This window comes from Streptomyces sp. NPDC003720 (genome assembly GCF_042875075.1).
In the GTDB taxonomy this organism is placed as follows: domain Bacteria; phylum Actinomycetota; class Actinomycetes; order Streptomycetales; family Streptomycetaceae; genus Streptomyces.
The window spans coordinates 115,938-128,868 of the sequence record NZ_JBIANZ010000005.1 but is presented as its reverse complement, the minus strand read 5'-3'; the positions used below and the strand labels follow the sequence as shown (position 1 = coordinate 128,868).

The following is a 12,931-nucleotide window of genomic DNA, read 5'->3' as shown; positions in this document are numbered from 1 at the left end:
GATCATGCAGCTCGGTCTCATCGGTCTCGGCAAGATGGGCGGCAACATGCGCGAGCGGATCCGCCGCGCCGGCCACACCGTCATCGGCTACGACCGCAACCCCGAAGTCTCCGACGTCAAGAGCCTCGAAGAGCTGGTCGAGAAGCTGGACGCGCCGCGCACCGTCTGGGTGATGGTCCCGGCCGGCACCGCCACCCAGGGCGTCGTCGACGAGCTGAAGGACCTGCTGTCCGAGGGCGACACGGTGGTCGACGGCGGCAACTCCCGCTGGACGGACGACGAGAAGCACGCGGCCGAACTGGGCGTGAAGGGCATCGGCTTCGTCGACGCCGGCGTCTCCGGCGGCGTCTGGGGCCTGCAGAACGGCTACGCGCTGATGGTCGGCGGCGACAAGGAGCACGTGGAGCGGCTCCGGCCGATCTTCGAGGCGCTCAAGCCGGAGGGCCCCTACGGCTACGTCCACGCGGGCCGGGTCGGCGCCGGGCACTTCTCCAAGATGGTCCACAACGGCATCGAGTACGCCATGATGCAGGCGTACGCCGAGGGCTGGGAGCTGCTGGAGAAGATCAAGTCGGTGGACAACGTCCGCGAGGTGTTCCGCTCCTGGCAGGAGGGCACCGTCATCCGCTCCTGGCTGCTGGACCTGGCGGTCAACGCCCTGGACGAGGACCAGCACCTGGACAACCTGCGCGGCTACGCGGAGGACTCCGGGGAGGGACGCTGGACCGTCGAGGCCGCCATCGACAACGCGGTGCCGCTGCCCGCCATCACCGCCTCGCTGTTCGCGCGGTTCGCCTCCCGGCAGGACGACTCCCCGCAGATGAAGATGATCGCCGCGCTGCGCAACCAGTTCGGCGGCCACGCCGTGGAGTCGGCGAAGAAGGACTGACCGCGACGGCGCCGGCGGCGCCGTCCCCGGTACCCGGCCCGGGTCGTCTCCGACGGCCCGGGCCGCGCCGTGGTCAGCGCGCGGCGCGCTGCGCGGCCGGCGGCCACGGGGACCTCCTGGCGCGCTCAGCGATGTACGAACCAGTACGTCAGCCGTGTCAGCAGCCATCGCCTTCGGAAAGACCCGTACAGCCCGCGCCACCCCTGCTTCTACAATCACCGGCACTGGCCCTACGCCCGAAGGAACCCGATGACCAGCGTCGACGAACCGGTACGACCCGGCGGGCGGACCCGGGACGCCGCCCGCACCCAGGCCGAGATCCTCGACGTGGCGACACAGGAGTTCGCCCGGGCCGGCTACGACGGCGCGCGGGTGGACGAGATCGCGGCCCGCACCCGCACCACGAAGCGGATGATCTACTACTACTTCGGCGGCAAGGAACAGCTCTTCACGGCCGTGCTGGAGCGGGCCTACGGCGAGATCCGCGAGGCCGAACAGCAGCTGGACGTCGAACATCTGGACCCGGTCGCGGCGATCCGGCGGCTGGCCGAGGTCACCTTCGACCACCACGAGCAGCACCCGGACTTCATCCGCCTGGTCAGCATCGAGAACATCCACGGCGCCGAGCACATCGCCGCCTCCGCGAAGCTCGGGCGGATCGGCTCCCCCACGCTCGGGGTGATCCGCCGGATCCTGGCCGCCGGGCAGGAGTCGGGGCTGTTCACGGCCGACGTGGACGCCGTCGACCTGCACGCGATGATCAGCTCGTTCTGCTTCTTCCGGGTCGCCAACCGGCACACCTTCGGCGCGCTGTTCGGCCGCGACCTCGTCGACCCGGCGCAGCGCGAGCACTACCGCGCCATGCTCGGCGACATGGTGATCGCCTACCTGACGGCGGAGCGGGCCGCGGACTGAGCCGCGCACCGAGCGGTCACGGGCGCCCGTCGCTCACGGCGGCCGCGGTCGCGCGCCGGCTCTAGACAGCGGGGACACGCGGGCGCAGCATCCCGCCCACCCCGGCCGCACTCTCCGCCCGCGCGACCCGTACGGTCCCGTCGGCCCTGCTGGGCGAACGAGCGACGCGCGGGAAGCCGCACCAGGAGACGGTGTCGGCCCGAGCCCTTCCCGGCCACGGCTCCGGACGCCGAGGGGTGCCGCGGCCCGAGGCCGCGGTTTCACGAGACCGGGCGGCGGCGACCGCATGCCGCCGCGCGACAGCAGGGGCCCCGGGCCTCACCGGGCGCGGCGCGTCGCCGCGTCGAGGAGGGGGCCGAGTTCGCGGACCGCCGTGTCCAGCGGACGGACGTCCCGCTCGGCCCGGGCCATGAGGATCGCGCCCTCCAGGGTGCTGATCATCAGGGTGGCGAGGGAGTCCGCGCGGGCCTCCGGAACCCCCATCCCGGTCAGCGCCTCGGCGACCGGACCGCGCCAGGCCGCGAAGGCGCCCGCCGCCGCCTCACGGGTGGAGCCGCCCGACGCGGCGCGGTCCACGGTCGCGGCGGCGACCGGGCAGCCGGCGCCGAACCCGTCCACCCGGTACTCGTCCGTCCACTGCGCGGCCATCGCCGCGAACAGCCCGCTGGGCGTCGGCTCGTCCAGGCCCGCGACGAAACGGGCGACGCGCTTGCCCGCGTACCGGCCGGCCCACGTCACGGCCTCGTTGACCAGTTGCTCCTTGCCGCCGGGGAAGTAGTGCTGGAGCGAGCCGCGCGGCGCCCCGGCCAGGGCGGCGACGTCCCGCATGCCGGTGGCGGCGACCCCGTCCCGCCGGATCAGCTGCGCCGCGCTGAACACCATCCGCTCGCGCGGTCCGTACCGCGACTCCGCCATGACGGACCTCCGTTCACCCCTCTCCCCGCACTCTATGACCGGTGTCATAACGCCCGCTACTATGACGACGGTCATAACGGTCGGCCCGGAGGTCCCGCGTGCGGAACTCCCCGGAGCGAGGAGCGCCCCATGGACGTCGTCACCGTCGGTTTCATCGGCCTCGGCGTGATGGGGCAGCCCATGGCGCTGCGGCTGGCGGCCTCCGGCACGCCGCTCGTCGTGTGGAACCGCACGCCGGAGCGGGCCGAGCCCCTGCGGGCGGCGGGCGCCGGGGTCGCGGCGGACGCCGCCGAGGTGTTCGCGCGGGCCGAGGCGGTCCTGCTGATGCTCGCCGACGAGGCCGCGGTCGACACCGTCCTCGGCCGCGGCGCCCCCGGCTTCGGCGCGCGCGTGGCCGGGCGCGTCGTCGTCCACATGGGCACGACCTCCCCCGAGTACTCCCACGCCCTGGAGGCCGACGTCCGGTCGGCCGGCGGCCGGTACGTCGAGGCGCCCGTCTCGGGGTCCCGCGTCCCGGCGGAGCAGGGCCGGCTGGTCGCCATGCTGGCGGGCGAGGAGGGCGCCGTGGACGTGGTACGGCCGTTGCTGGCGCCGCTGTGCCAGGAGACGTTCGTGTGCGGCGCGGCGCCGAACGCGCTGCTGATGAAGCTGTCGGTCAACCTCTTCCTGATCACTCTGGTGACCGGGCTGACCGAGGCGTTCCACTTCGCCGAGCGGCAGGGGCTCGACCGGGGGCTGTTCCTGGACGTCCTGGACGCGGGCCCCATGGCCAGCGGGGTGTCGCGGATGAAGGCGCCCAAGCTACGCGAGCGGGACTTCGCGGTGCAGGCGGCCGCCCTGGACGTACTGAAGAACAACCGGCTCATCGCGGAGGCGGCCCGGAAGGCGCACCTGTCCTCGCCGCTGCTGGACGCCTGTCACGCCCTGTTCGAGGAGACGGTGTCCCTGGGGCACGGCGGCGAGGACATGGTGGCGGTGCTGCGGGCGATCGAGGCACGGACCGCCGCGACGACGCCGTAGCTCAGCGCTTCGGGATGCCGTACGCCCGCTCGACGCGCAGCCGCAGCACCAGCCGGCGGTCGCGGACCATGGCGGCCCGGTAGTCGTCCCAGTCCGGGTGCTCGCCGGCGACGTCCCGGTAGAGCCGGACGAGTTCCTCCACCGTCTCGTCGTGCGGGTCCCGGGCGACCGGCGAGAGATCGGCGGTGCCCTCGGCGACCGCGTAGGCCCAGCGGTCGGCGGTGGTGACGTGGTACGAGGCGCGGGGGTCCCGGCGCAGGTTGCGGGTCTTGGCGCGGTCGTCCGTGAGGGAGACCCGGATGACCCGCTCGTCCGGGTAGTAGACGTGGGTGACGTTGGACAGCTGGGGCCGGCCGTCCTTCTTGATGGTCACCAGCACCCCGCCGTTCCCCTCACCGAGCAGCTTCAGCAGTGCGTCGTCCTGCGTGGCGTCCTGAGTCATACCCGGATCAACTCGGCGGGGCGGGCCGCGCATTCCCGCCGGGGCGCGGCGTCGCGGACGGAGGGCGCGGCACAGGGGACGGCGCTGCCGTTGCTCGCCGGGGCGGGGCGTCATGTCGATCACACACGCCGCGAACGGGGTCCGTCCCGGCGTTCCTGCGCGACGATGAGACCGTGCGGCCGTCGCGGCGGGACGGCGGCGGCGCCGCGCGGGTACGACGCGACCGGAGGAGAGCGATGGCAGAGCTGCGGCAGGAAGTCGATCCGGGTGAGGCCGGGCTGGACCCGAAGGCGCTCGACCGCCTGGACCTGCACTTCGCCCGCCTCGTCGACGAGGGGCGGCTGCCCGGCTACCTGGTCTCCGTGGCCCGCGGCGGCCGCGTCGCCCACCTCACCGCCTACGGTCACCGGGACCGCGCGGCGGAGCTGCCGGTCGGGACGGACACCCTGTGGCGGATCTACTCCATGACCAAGCCCGTCACCGCCGTCGCGGTGCTGCTGCTGGTGGAGGAGGGCCGGCTCTCCCTCGACGACCCGCTCGAACGGCACCTGCCCGCGTTCGCCGCGCCGCGGGTGTACGAGAGCGGCTCGGGCGCCGGCCTGCGCACCCGCCCGGCCCGCGGCCCGATCCTGATCCGGCATCTGCTCACCCACACGGCGGGCCTGACCTTCGGCTTCTACTACAAGCACCCCGTCGACGCCCTGTACCGCGAGGCGGGCCTGGAGTACTCGGTGCCGCCGGGCAAGGACCTCGCCGAGACCGTCGAGGTGTACGCGCGCATGCCGCTGCAGTTCGAGCCGGGCACGCGGTGGAACTACTCCGTCGCCTCCAATGTGCTGGGCCGGGTGATCGAGGTGGTCTCCGGGCAGCCGCTGGACGCGTTCCTCGCCGAGCGGATCCTCCGCCCGCTCGGCATGACGGACACCGGATTCCACATCACCGGCGAACAGGCCGACCGGCTGGCCGAGTTGTACGGCGAGACGGAGGACGGCGGCATCGCACCGGTCCCGGGACTGCCGGTACGGGGCCGGCCGCTGTTCCTCTCCGGCAGCGGCGGCCTGGTCGCGTCCGCCGGGGACTTCCACCGGTTCATGGAGATGCTGCGCCGGGGCGGTGAACTGGACGGCGCCCGCCTGCTGTCCCCCGAGTCGGTCGCCCTGATGACCCGCAACCAACTGCCCGGCGGCGCCCGACTCGACTCCTTCGGCACCCCCGTCCACCAGGAGCGCTCCAACGCCGGCCTCGGCTTCGGCTTCAACGTCTCCGTCGTCGTCGACCCGGCCCGCACCCTCGCCCCGACGAGCCCGGGCACCTACGGCTGGACCGGCGTCGCCACCACCGCCTTCTGGATCGCCCCGGCCCACGACCTGACCGTCCAGTTCATGACGCAGGTCCGCCCGAAAACCCTGAAGGTCTTCCCGGACCTGCGCCGCCTGGTGCACGAATCCCTCACTGTCTGACCCCCCGGCTACCGTCCTGGGCCATGGGGATCACCACCGCATGGAGCATCAGCGCCCACGACGACGCCTTCATCGTGGAGCTGGCGCCTCGCCTGCTCCCCCTGATCGACGCGGAGCGGGGCGAACCGCTCGCGCGGGAGCGGTGGGAGCGGTGGAAGCGCTCGCCGGCCGGGGGCACGTCCCCCGAACCCTCCGCCGACCTCCTGGACTTGGTCTGCGGCGGCACCCACGTGCAGAAGATGTACGACGGGCTGTCGAGCGACGACCCCTTCTCCATGCTGGACGACGTCTGGGGCCAGGACGGGGTCGAGGACCGGCTGTTCATCTCCGTGCAGAGCAAGGACTGGGCGGTCGGGTCGTTCCTCCACGCCGTCGGACCCGCACGGGCGGCGCTGCTGCCGGGCTGGTGCGGCAACCTGCTCCTCACCTCGGGCGAAGTGCGCGCCACACTGCCGCGCGTGGAACGCGCCCTGATGTTCGGTCCGCAGGAGCGCGCGGCCGCCCGGCGGCGGGACTGGCTCGGCTACGGCCCCGGCGAGGAGTCCGTGCTGGACGGACCGCTTCGTATGTGGCGTCTCGCCGCGCGGACCGGGATGGGCCTGTGCGGTGTCTCCTGCGTCATCTGCTGACCGGGGACTCACACCTGCTCACCTGACACTCACAGGCATGTGACGTACGTCACTCCGCGGTCTGGAACTCGTAGCCGCGCAACGGCGAACAGCAGGTGACCACACGACTCCGAGACCTGAGGACGCGATATGAATCGCAGAGGTGGAACGTGACCCTGCTGCCCGCCCGAGGGGCCGCGTTCGACCCGGCGACGGACGCGGGCGGCGCCTCCGACGGCTCGGTCATCGAGCGGTCCTGGGAGACGCCCGACGCGTTCGCCGTGATCTTCGACCGCCACGCCGACGACATCCACCGCTACATCGCGCGGCGCCTGGGCACCGACACCGCCGACGACCTGATGGCGGAGACCTTCGTGATCGCCTTCCAGCGCCGGCGCCGTTACGACGTGTCCCATCCGCACGCCCGGCCCTGGCTGTACGGGATCGCCACCAACCTGATCGGCCGCCACCGCCGGGACGAAGGCCGCCGGCTGCGGGCGCTGTCCCGTATGGCGTCGCTGCCGGAGGGCCGGGAGGAGCAGGCCGGGCCGGAGGACGCGGTCACGGACGGTGTCGGCACCGCGGAGGCGTACGGCACGCTGGCCGGCGCCCTCGCCGAACTGCCCGCCCGTTACCGGGACGTGCTGCTGGTCGTCGCCTGGGGGGAGCTCGACTACGCGGAGGCCGCGCAGGCGCTGGGCCTGCCCGTCGGCACGGTGCGCTCCCGCCTGCACCGGGCCCGCACCAGGCTGCGCCGGGCGCTGGGCGGCCCGGAGGCGACCACCTCGACCGCACCTGAGAAGAGGACCGATCATGGATGAACTGACGACGGTGCGCGCGTGGGACGCCGAGCGGCCTGGGCCGTCCGACGAGGCCCGCACCGCCGCCCGGGCCCGCCTGGAAGCCGCCATGGCACGGGAGTCGGACGGAGCCGTGCCCCGAGCGGGCCGGCTGAGCCGGCGGATCGTGCTCCGCACCGCGTTCGCCGGACTGACGGCGGTGGCCGCGGGCGGCGCGATCGTCGTACTGAGCGACGGAGACGACCACGCGCCGCGGCTGGAGGCGGTCAGCGCGGCGGACGTGCTGCGCAGGGCCGCCGACAGATCACGCGCCGCGGGCGGCGACCTGCCCGTGCCGCGCGACGACCAGTACTTCTACACCCGCACCTACACCATCCGGGTGCCGGTGAAGGGCGGGCCCCCCAGGACGTGGACCGACGAGAGCTGGATGTCGGTGGACGGGTCGAAGCCGTCCCTGCGCCAGGAGAACGGGAAGATCCACCACGACCCTCCGCTCGGCAAGCACGAGATGAGGTGGCCTCCGACCGTCTACTCCGAACTGCAGAAGATGCCGACGGACCCCGACAAGCTGCTGGCCCAGTTCGGGGGCAATGAGAAGGCGCCCGGCACCGATGTGATGGCCTTCTTCGAGGGCTGCATGCTGCTGAAGGGGCCGAACGTCCTGCCCCCCGGCCTGCAGGCCGGCGCCTTCGAGGCGCTGTCGAAGCTCCCCCACATCCGGCTCGACTACCACGATTCCGACGTCGACGGCCGCGAGGCCGTCGGAGTCTCGTACCCGAAGGCGTCGTTCACCTTCCTGTTCGACCGCAGGACGTACGACTACCTGGGCCTGCGCACCGTGGGGAGTTCACCGAAGAAGATCAACGGAGAGTGGAAGCAGGTCGGCTACTACTACGAGACCAGGACCCTGAAGGACATCCAGGTGGTCGACCGCATCGGACAGCACGGCTGACCGGCGGGAGTCGCGCCCGGCCGGGGGCGAGCGGGCGGGGGCGTCGCCGGCCGCCCGCCCCCGCCCGTGTCCCGCCCGCTCAGGAACCGTGGGCGACCGCGTCCAGGTGGGGCAGGACGTGGTCGAGGCGCTCACGCTTGGTGCGCAGGTAGGTGATGTTGCTCTCGCACGGCTCGATCAGCAGCGGCACCTGCTCGGCGACCTGGATGCCGTGCCGTACCAGCGCCTCCCGCTTGCGCGGATTGTTGGACATCAGCCGGACCGAGCGCACCCCGAGGTCGTGCAGGATCCCGGCGGCGACGCCGTAGTCGCGGGCGTCGACGGGCAGGCCGAGCGCCAGGTTCGCCTCGACCGTGTCCAGGCCCTCCGCCTGCAGGGCCATCGCGCGCAGCTTGGCCAACAGGCCGATGCCCCGGCCCTCGTGTCCCCTCAGGTAGACGACGATGCCGCTGCCCTCGGCGGCCACCGCGCGCAGCGCCGAGGCCAGTTGGTCGCCGCACTCGCAGTGCCGGGAGCCGAACGCGTCCCCGGTCAGGCACTCCGAGTGCAGCCGGGTCAGCACGTTCTCGGTCCCGATCTCCCCGTACACGAGCGCGACCTGTTCATCGCCGCGGTCGTGGTCCAGGTAGCCGATCGCCTGGAACTGCCCGTACACGGTGGGCAGGGGCGCGCTGACGACGCGTTCCGCGCCCGAGCGCCGCGAGGACTTCTCGCCGAGGACACCGAGGTTTTCTGTCATGATCTGATTCCTAAGCAGAGACGAAGGGCCGGGAAAGATGAGTGGTTCGGGCGCGCGTACGGCCGGCTTCGGGGTGGTACCGGCGGACACTACGGAAGACGTACGGATGCGGGGGGCGGGCGTTTCAACACAGGTCGCCGTCCTTCCCGTCGGCAGCTTCGAACAGCATGGCCCCTTCCTTCCGCTGGCGACCGACACGCTCGTCGCCTGTGCCGTGGCCCGGGAGATCGCCGGCGCGTATCCGGTGCACCTCCTTCCGCCCGTGACGATCGGCTGTTCGCACGAGCACGCGGACTGGCCGGGGACCGTCAGCATCTCCTCGGTGACCCTGCACGCGGTGGTCCGGGACATCGCGGACTCGCTGCGCCGCTCGGGAGTCGAGGCGCTGGTCGTGGTGAACGGTCACGGCGGCAACTACGTGCTGGGCAACGTCGTTCAGGAGGCCTCCGCGCGCGGGGAGCGGATGGCGCTGTTCCCGGCCGCCGAGGACTGGGAGGCGGCGCGGCAGCGGTCCGGGGTGCTCACCTCCCTGCTCACCGACATGCACGCGGGCGAGATCGAGACCTCCATTCTGCTCCACGCTCACCCCGAATTCGTCCGCCCTGGTTACGAGTCCGCCGATTTCACCGCCGACGACCGCCGTCATCTCCTCACCGTGGGAATGTCCGCCTACACCGACTCGGGCGTCATCGGCCGCCCTTCGCTGGGTTCCGCGGAAAAGGGCAAGGAGCTGCTGGCCGGCCTGGTGGACTCGTTCGGCGCGCTCTTCGACCTGCTCACCTCGGACTCCGGCCCGGCGGCGGCACGGGGGTAGCCGCGCAGTCCGGCGTACCAGCGGGCGACGAGCACGGCCGCACCGGGCAGGCTCGCGACGAAGCTCAGCACCCCGTACACCACGGCGACGGCCACCCCGCTGCTCGCGCCGAGCCCGGCCGCGCCGAACGCCCAGGCGGTGACGCCCTCGCGGGGGCCGAAACCGCCGACGTTCAGCGGGAGCCCCATCGCGACCAGGGCGAGCACCGCGATCGGCAGCAGCACCGGCACGGACGCGGCCGATCCGGCGATCCGGGCCGCCACGACGAACATCGCGACGTGTCCGGCCAGCACGACGACGGAGGACAGCGCGACCCCGGGTCCGGCCTCACGCGACAGCAGGCCCCGGCGGGCCTCGCCGAGCGCGGAGCGCAGCGCGCCGCCACGGCGGGAGGGCGCGCGGTTCATGCGGACGGCGAGCCAGACGGCGAGGGCGCCCGCCGCGGCCAGCGCCACCGGCCCGGCGACGCCGCGTACCTGGTCCCGGACCGGCGACGGCAGGACCACCAGCACGACCGCGCCGAACGCGGCCAGCGCGACCTGCCCGGCGACCCGCTCGAGCACGACCGCCTTCACCCCGCGCCGGATGTCACCGGCGCTCTGCCCGTGCCGGACCGCGCGGTGCACGTCGCCCAGCACCCCGCCCGGCAGGGCCGCGTTGAGGAACAGCGCCCGGTAGTAGTCGGCCACCGCGGGCCCGAACGGCAGCCGGATGCGCAGCCCCCGGGCCACCAACTGCCAGCGCCACGCGCTGAACACGGTGGTGACCGCCCCGATGCCCAGGGCGAGCAGCAGCGACGCCGAGTCGATCCGCCGCAGCCCGTCGAGGAGGACACCCGTGCCGAGCCGCCACAGCAGCCCGGCGACGATGGCCGTGCCGGCGACCGTGCCGAAGTGGGTGCGCACGGCACGGGAGTTCAGCCTGCCGAACAGGCGGTGGCCGGCGCCGCGCCGGGCGCTCCCGGGCGCGGACGGCTCCGGCCCCGGGCCCACCGCGTGAGCCGTGGCGCCGCCCCGCACCGACCGGATCCGCGCATGCGGGATCACCCGCTCCAGGCGGGGCTTCGCCGCCCTCCCCGGGCGCGGCCGCGCGCCGGTCTCCACCGCCTGTCCGTTCATGACGAGGTCCCGCCCGCCGGCTCGGGCAGCGCCAGCAGATCGGTGTGGTGGACCACGGCCCGCAGCTCACCGGCCTCGCACGCGGCCAGCCGCTCGCGCAGATAGCGCTCGGCGCGCTCGGACAGCTCGGGCCGCTGCTCGACGGCCGCGCCCACCCAGCCCCGCAGCCACTGCGCGGTCAGCGCCGCCTCCTCGGGGCCGAGCCGCCAGGGGCTCGGGTGCAGCCGTACGGCCGCCCCTTGCGCGGCGAACGCCTCGCGGGCCACGGTGACCGCGTCCGGTCCGAGCAGCCCGTCACGCCGCTGGTGGGCGTTGAACGCCTCGGCGATCTCGGCGTCCAGCGGGTCCGGCGGGGTGAGTTCGACCCGGCCCGCGACGGACAGCGTGAGCAGGGCCGGGCAGCCGGCGCCGGCGCAGGCGGCGGCGAGGGTGTCGACCTGCTCGCGGGTGAGGACGTCCAGCAGCGCGGAGGCGGTGACCAGAGCGGCCCCGTTCAGCGCGTCCGGGGTGAGCCGGGCGACGTCGCCGCGCCGGGTCTCGACCGTGACCGGGCTGCCGTCGGCGGCGGCGCGCGGGGAGCCCACGGCGGCGAAGTGCAGCAGGTACGGGTCGCGGTCGTGCAGGACCCAGTGCTGGGCGCCGTCCAGCCGCGGGGCGAGCCAGCGGCCCATCGAGCCGGTGCCGCAGCCCAGGTCGTGCACGGCCGACCCGCCCGCCCCGCTCGGCCGTTCGGCCAGCCGGGTCCGCAGCGGGTCCAGCAGCTCCGCGGCCCGCGCCGCGGCGTCGGCCGGTTCCCGCAGCCGCAGCCACTCGGGGGCGTACCGCGGCGGCTCCTGCGGCTCACCGTCCCGCAGCCGTACGGTGGCCCGCTCGCCGGGGCCGGTGACGGGGCCGGCGCCGGCGATCACACCGGCCGGGTCGCTCTCGCCTGCACCGGTGCCCATCGCGGCCTCCTCACCTTCCGGTACGAACTCGGCTTCGCCGGGCGCCGGTTGGGCCGGGATACCGCCGGTCGCCGTCCGTGTGTCCGTCATGCCGCCCTCCTCGGCGCCTCGGGGAGCCTGCCGAGCACACCGGCCAGGCTGCGGGCGGTGGTCGCCCAGCCGTCCAGCGCCGCGCGGCGGCCGCGCGCGGCGGCCTTGAGCCGGCGACGCACGTCGGGTTCGCCGAACCAGCCGCGCAGTTCGGCGGCGAGCGCCGCCGGGTCCTCCGGCGGGACGAGGATGCCGGGGACGCCGCCGTCGGGCGCGCGGCCGACCGCCTCGGACACCCCGCCGACGTCGGTCGCCAGCACCGGGATCCCGCGCGCGAGCGCCTCGGTGACGGCCATGCCGTAGGTCTCCGCGTACGAGGTGAGGACCATCAGGTCCGCCGACGCGTACGCCGCGTCGAGTTCGGCGCCGCCCCGCGGCCCGGCGAGCAGCAGCCGTTCCTCCAGGCCGCGTTCGCGGATCAGGCCGCGCAACCGGTCGACGTACTCGGGGTCCTGGGTGAGCCCGCCGACGCACACGCAGCTCCACGGCAGGTCGGTCACCGCGGCCAGCGCCTCCACCAGCCGGTGCTGGCCCTTGCGCGGGGTGACGGCGGCGACGCAGAGCAGCCGGGAGACGCCGTCGGTGCCCGGGGCGAGGGGGGCGATGTCGGCGCCGGGGGCGGCGACGTGCACCCGCTGCGGGGCGAGTCCGTGGTGGGAGACGATCCGGCGGACGGCCCAGTCGCTGGTGGCGATCACCGCGCCGGCCGCCCGCAGCACGGCCCGCTCGCGGGCGTCCAGGGCGGCGGCCACGGCCGGGTCCAGGCCGGTCTCGTCGCCGAGCGGCAGGTGCACCAGCACCGCGAGGCGCAGCCGCTCCGCCTCGGGGACCACGATCTCCGGCACTCCGCAGGCGACCAGGCCGTCGAGCAGGACGACGGTGTCATCGGGGAGTTCCCGCAGGGTGCGGGCGAGCACGTCGCGGTCGGCGCGGCCGGGGCGCGGCCAACTGCCGGGCACGGCGTGCCGTACGGCCTGCCAGCCGAAGCCCGGCAGGTCCAGGCAGACCCGGCGGTCGTAGGCGTTGCCGCCGCTCGGCGCGGCCGGGTCGTCGACGCCGCCCGGCATGACGAAGTGCACGGTGCGCAGGGACATGGGGATGATCCCGACGTTCTCGAGAGCGATGGGCTGCGCGGGCACATAGGCGAGCCGCGCCTTGTGCGCGCTCCCCACGGCCGTCCCGGTGGCCTCCAGGGCCGGCCCGGTGGCTTTCATGGTCGTGCCGG

General features: G+C 74.1%; 13 protein-coding genes and 1 pseudogene. 8 read left to right on the top strand and 6 right to left on the bottom strand.

Annotated features, from left to right (window positions below):
- Positions 1-4: 4 nt before the first annotated feature.
- Together gnd and ACFYU0_RS15150 are read left to right on the top strand one after the other, a co-directional pair.
- Positions 5-889 (top strand): phosphogluconate dehydrogenase (NAD(+)-dependent, decarboxylating), encoded by an 885-nt coding sequence (gene gnd / locus ACFYU0_RS15155; RefSeq protein ID WP_389301119.1) that lies wholly within the window; start codon positions 5-7, stop codon positions 887-889.
- A 249-nt stretch (positions 890-1,138) separates the two neighbouring features.
- Positions 1,139-1,804 (top strand): TetR/AcrR family transcriptional regulator, encoded by a 666-nt coding sequence (locus ACFYU0_RS15150; protein WP_389301116.1) that lies wholly within the window; start codon positions 1,139-1,141, stop codon positions 1,802-1,804.
- Positions 1,805-2,122: 318 nt separating this feature from the next.
- Here the strand turns inward: ACFYU0_RS15150 and ACFYU0_RS15145 are convergent, their stop codons facing one another.
- Positions 2,123-2,719, bottom strand: a complete 597-nt coding sequence (locus ACFYU0_RS15145) for a TetR/AcrR family transcriptional regulator (protein WP_351668878.1) — start codon at positions 2,717-2,719, stop codon at positions 2,123-2,125.
- A gap of 129 nt (positions 2,720-2,848) precedes the next feature.
- On the opposite strand from ACFYU0_RS15145, the gene ACFYU0_RS15140 reads away from it, so the two are divergent.
- Positions 2,849-3,739 carry an NAD(P)-dependent oxidoreductase gene (locus tag ACFYU0_RS15140; protein WP_389301114.1) on the top strand — a complete coding sequence of 297 codons (891 nt, stop codon included), beginning with the start codon at positions 2,849-2,851 and terminating at the stop codon, positions 3,737-3,739.
- A 1-nt stretch (position 3,740) separates the two neighbouring features.
- On the opposite strand, the gene ACFYU0_RS15135 is transcribed toward ACFYU0_RS15140, so the two are convergent.
- Positions 3,741-4,181 carry a PPOX class F420-dependent oxidoreductase gene (locus tag ACFYU0_RS15135; RefSeq protein ID WP_351668882.1) on the bottom strand — a complete coding sequence of 147 codons (441 nt, stop codon included), beginning with the start codon at positions 4,179-4,181 and terminating at the stop codon, positions 3,741-3,743.
- A gap of 236 nt (positions 4,182-4,417) precedes the next feature.
- Here ACFYU0_RS15135 and ACFYU0_RS15130 point away from each other — a divergent pair, with 236 nt between their 5' ends.
- From ACFYU0_RS15130 to ACFYU0_RS15115, 4 genes are all read left to right on the top strand, one after another.
- Positions 4,418-5,641: a serine hydrolase domain-containing protein gene (locus ACFYU0_RS15130; protein WP_389301112.1), complete on the top strand. Its 1,224-nt coding sequence runs from the start codon at positions 4,418-4,420 to the stop codon at positions 5,639-5,641.
- Positions 5,642-5,664: 23 nt separating this feature from the next.
- Positions 5,665-6,270 carry a hypothetical protein gene (locus ACFYU0_RS15125; protein ID WP_389301110.1) on the top strand — a complete coding sequence of 202 codons (606 nt, stop codon included), beginning with the start codon at positions 5,665-5,667 and terminating at the stop codon, positions 6,268-6,270.
- A 149-nt stretch (positions 6,271-6,419) separates the two neighbouring features.
- On the top strand, positions 6,420-7,070 hold the full coding sequence (locus tag ACFYU0_RS15120; protein ID WP_389301108.1) for an RNA polymerase sigma factor: 651 nt from the start codon (positions 6,420-6,422) through the stop codon (positions 7,068-7,070).
- The gene (locus ACFYU0_RS15115) at positions 7,063-8,001 is read left to right on the top strand and encodes a CU044_5270 family protein (protein ID WP_389301106.1); all 939 of its coding nucleotides are present in this window, start codon (positions 7,063-7,065) and stop codon (positions 7,999-8,001) included. The genes ACFYU0_RS15120 and ACFYU0_RS15115 overlap by 8 nt, the downstream gene beginning before the upstream one ends.
- Positions 8,002-8,080: 79 nt before the next feature.
- Here the strand turns inward: ACFYU0_RS15115 and ribA are convergent, their stop codons facing one another.
- On the bottom strand, positions 8,081-8,740 hold the full coding sequence (ribA, locus tag ACFYU0_RS15110) for a GTP cyclohydrolase II (RefSeq protein WP_351668892.1): 660 nt from the start codon (positions 8,738-8,740) through the stop codon (positions 8,081-8,083).
- A gap of 37 nt (positions 8,741-8,777) precedes the next feature.
- On the opposite strand from ribA, the gene ACFYU0_RS15105 reads away from it, so the two are divergent.
- Complete coding sequence (locus ACFYU0_RS15105; protein WP_351668894.1) at positions 8,778-9,554, top strand: creatininase family protein; 777 nt, start codon at positions 8,778-8,780, stop codon at positions 9,552-9,554.
- A 53-nt stretch (positions 9,555-9,607) separates the two neighbouring features.
- On the opposite strand, the pseudogene ACFYU0_RS15100 reads toward ACFYU0_RS15105, so the two are convergent.
- From ACFYU0_RS15100 to ACFYU0_RS15090, 3 genes and pseudogenes are all read right to left on the bottom strand, one after another.
- Positions 9,608-10,672, bottom strand: a pseudogene (locus ACFYU0_RS15100) (YbhN family protein); the annotation flags it as partial.
- Entirely contained in the window at positions 10,669-11,706 is a 1,038-nt protein-coding gene (locus ACFYU0_RS15095) for a class I SAM-dependent methyltransferase (protein WP_389301103.1), read from the bottom strand. The pseudogene ACFYU0_RS15100 and the gene ACFYU0_RS15095, both read right to left, overlap by 4 nt.
- Positions 11,703-12,920: a glycosyltransferase family 4 protein gene (locus tag ACFYU0_RS15090; RefSeq protein WP_389301906.1), complete on the bottom strand. Its 1,218-nt coding sequence runs from the start codon at positions 12,918-12,920 to the stop codon at positions 11,703-11,705. The genes ACFYU0_RS15095 and ACFYU0_RS15090 overlap by 4 nt, the downstream gene beginning before the upstream one ends.
- Positions 12,921-12,931 lie beyond the last annotated feature (11 nt).

Excerpts from the sequence above, each read along its gene's own strand:
- gnd (WP_389301119.1), top strand. The coding sequence starts at position 5 with ATGCAGCTCGGTCTCATCGGTCTCGGCAAGATGGGCGGCAACATGCGC.
- ACFYU0_RS15150 (WP_389301116.1), top strand. The coding sequence starts at position 1,139 with ATGACCAGCGTCGACGAACCGGTACGACCCGGCGGGCGGACCCGGGAC.
- ACFYU0_RS15145 (WP_351668878.1), bottom strand. The coding sequence starts at position 2,719 with ATGGCGGAGTCGCGGTACGGACCGCGCGAGCGGATGGTGTTCAGCGCG.
- ACFYU0_RS15140 (WP_389301114.1), top strand. The coding sequence starts at position 2,849 with ATGGACGTCGTCACCGTCGGTTTCATCGGCCTCGGCGTGATGGGGCAG.
- ACFYU0_RS15135 (WP_351668882.1), bottom strand. The coding sequence starts at position 4,181 with ATGACTCAGGACGCCACGCAGGACGACGCACTGCTGAAGCTGCTCGGT.
- ACFYU0_RS15130 (WP_389301112.1), top strand. The coding sequence starts at position 4,418 with ATGGCAGAGCTGCGGCAGGAAGTCGATCCGGGTGAGGCCGGGCTGGAC.
- ACFYU0_RS15125 (WP_389301110.1), top strand. The coding sequence starts at position 5,665 with ATGGGGATCACCACCGCATGGAGCATCAGCGCCCACGACGACGCCTTC.
- ACFYU0_RS15115 (WP_389301106.1), top strand. The coding sequence starts at position 7,063 with ATGGATGAACTGACGACGGTGCGCGCGTGGGACGCCGAGCGGCCTGGG.
- ribA (WP_351668892.1), bottom strand. The coding sequence starts at position 8,740 with ATGACAGAAAACCTCGGTGTCCTCGGCGAGAAGTCCTCGCGGCGCTCG.
- ACFYU0_RS15105 (WP_351668894.1), top strand. The coding sequence starts at position 8,778 with ATGAGTGGTTCGGGCGCGCGTACGGCCGGCTTCGGGGTGGTACCGGCG.
- ACFYU0_RS15095 (WP_389301103.1), bottom strand. The coding sequence starts at position 11,706 with ATGACGGACACACGGACGGCGACCGGCGGTATCCCGGCCCAACCGGCG.
- ACFYU0_RS15090 (WP_389301906.1), bottom strand. The coding sequence starts at position 12,920 with ATGAAAGCCACCGGGCCGGCCCTGGAGGCCACCGGGACGGCCGTGGGG.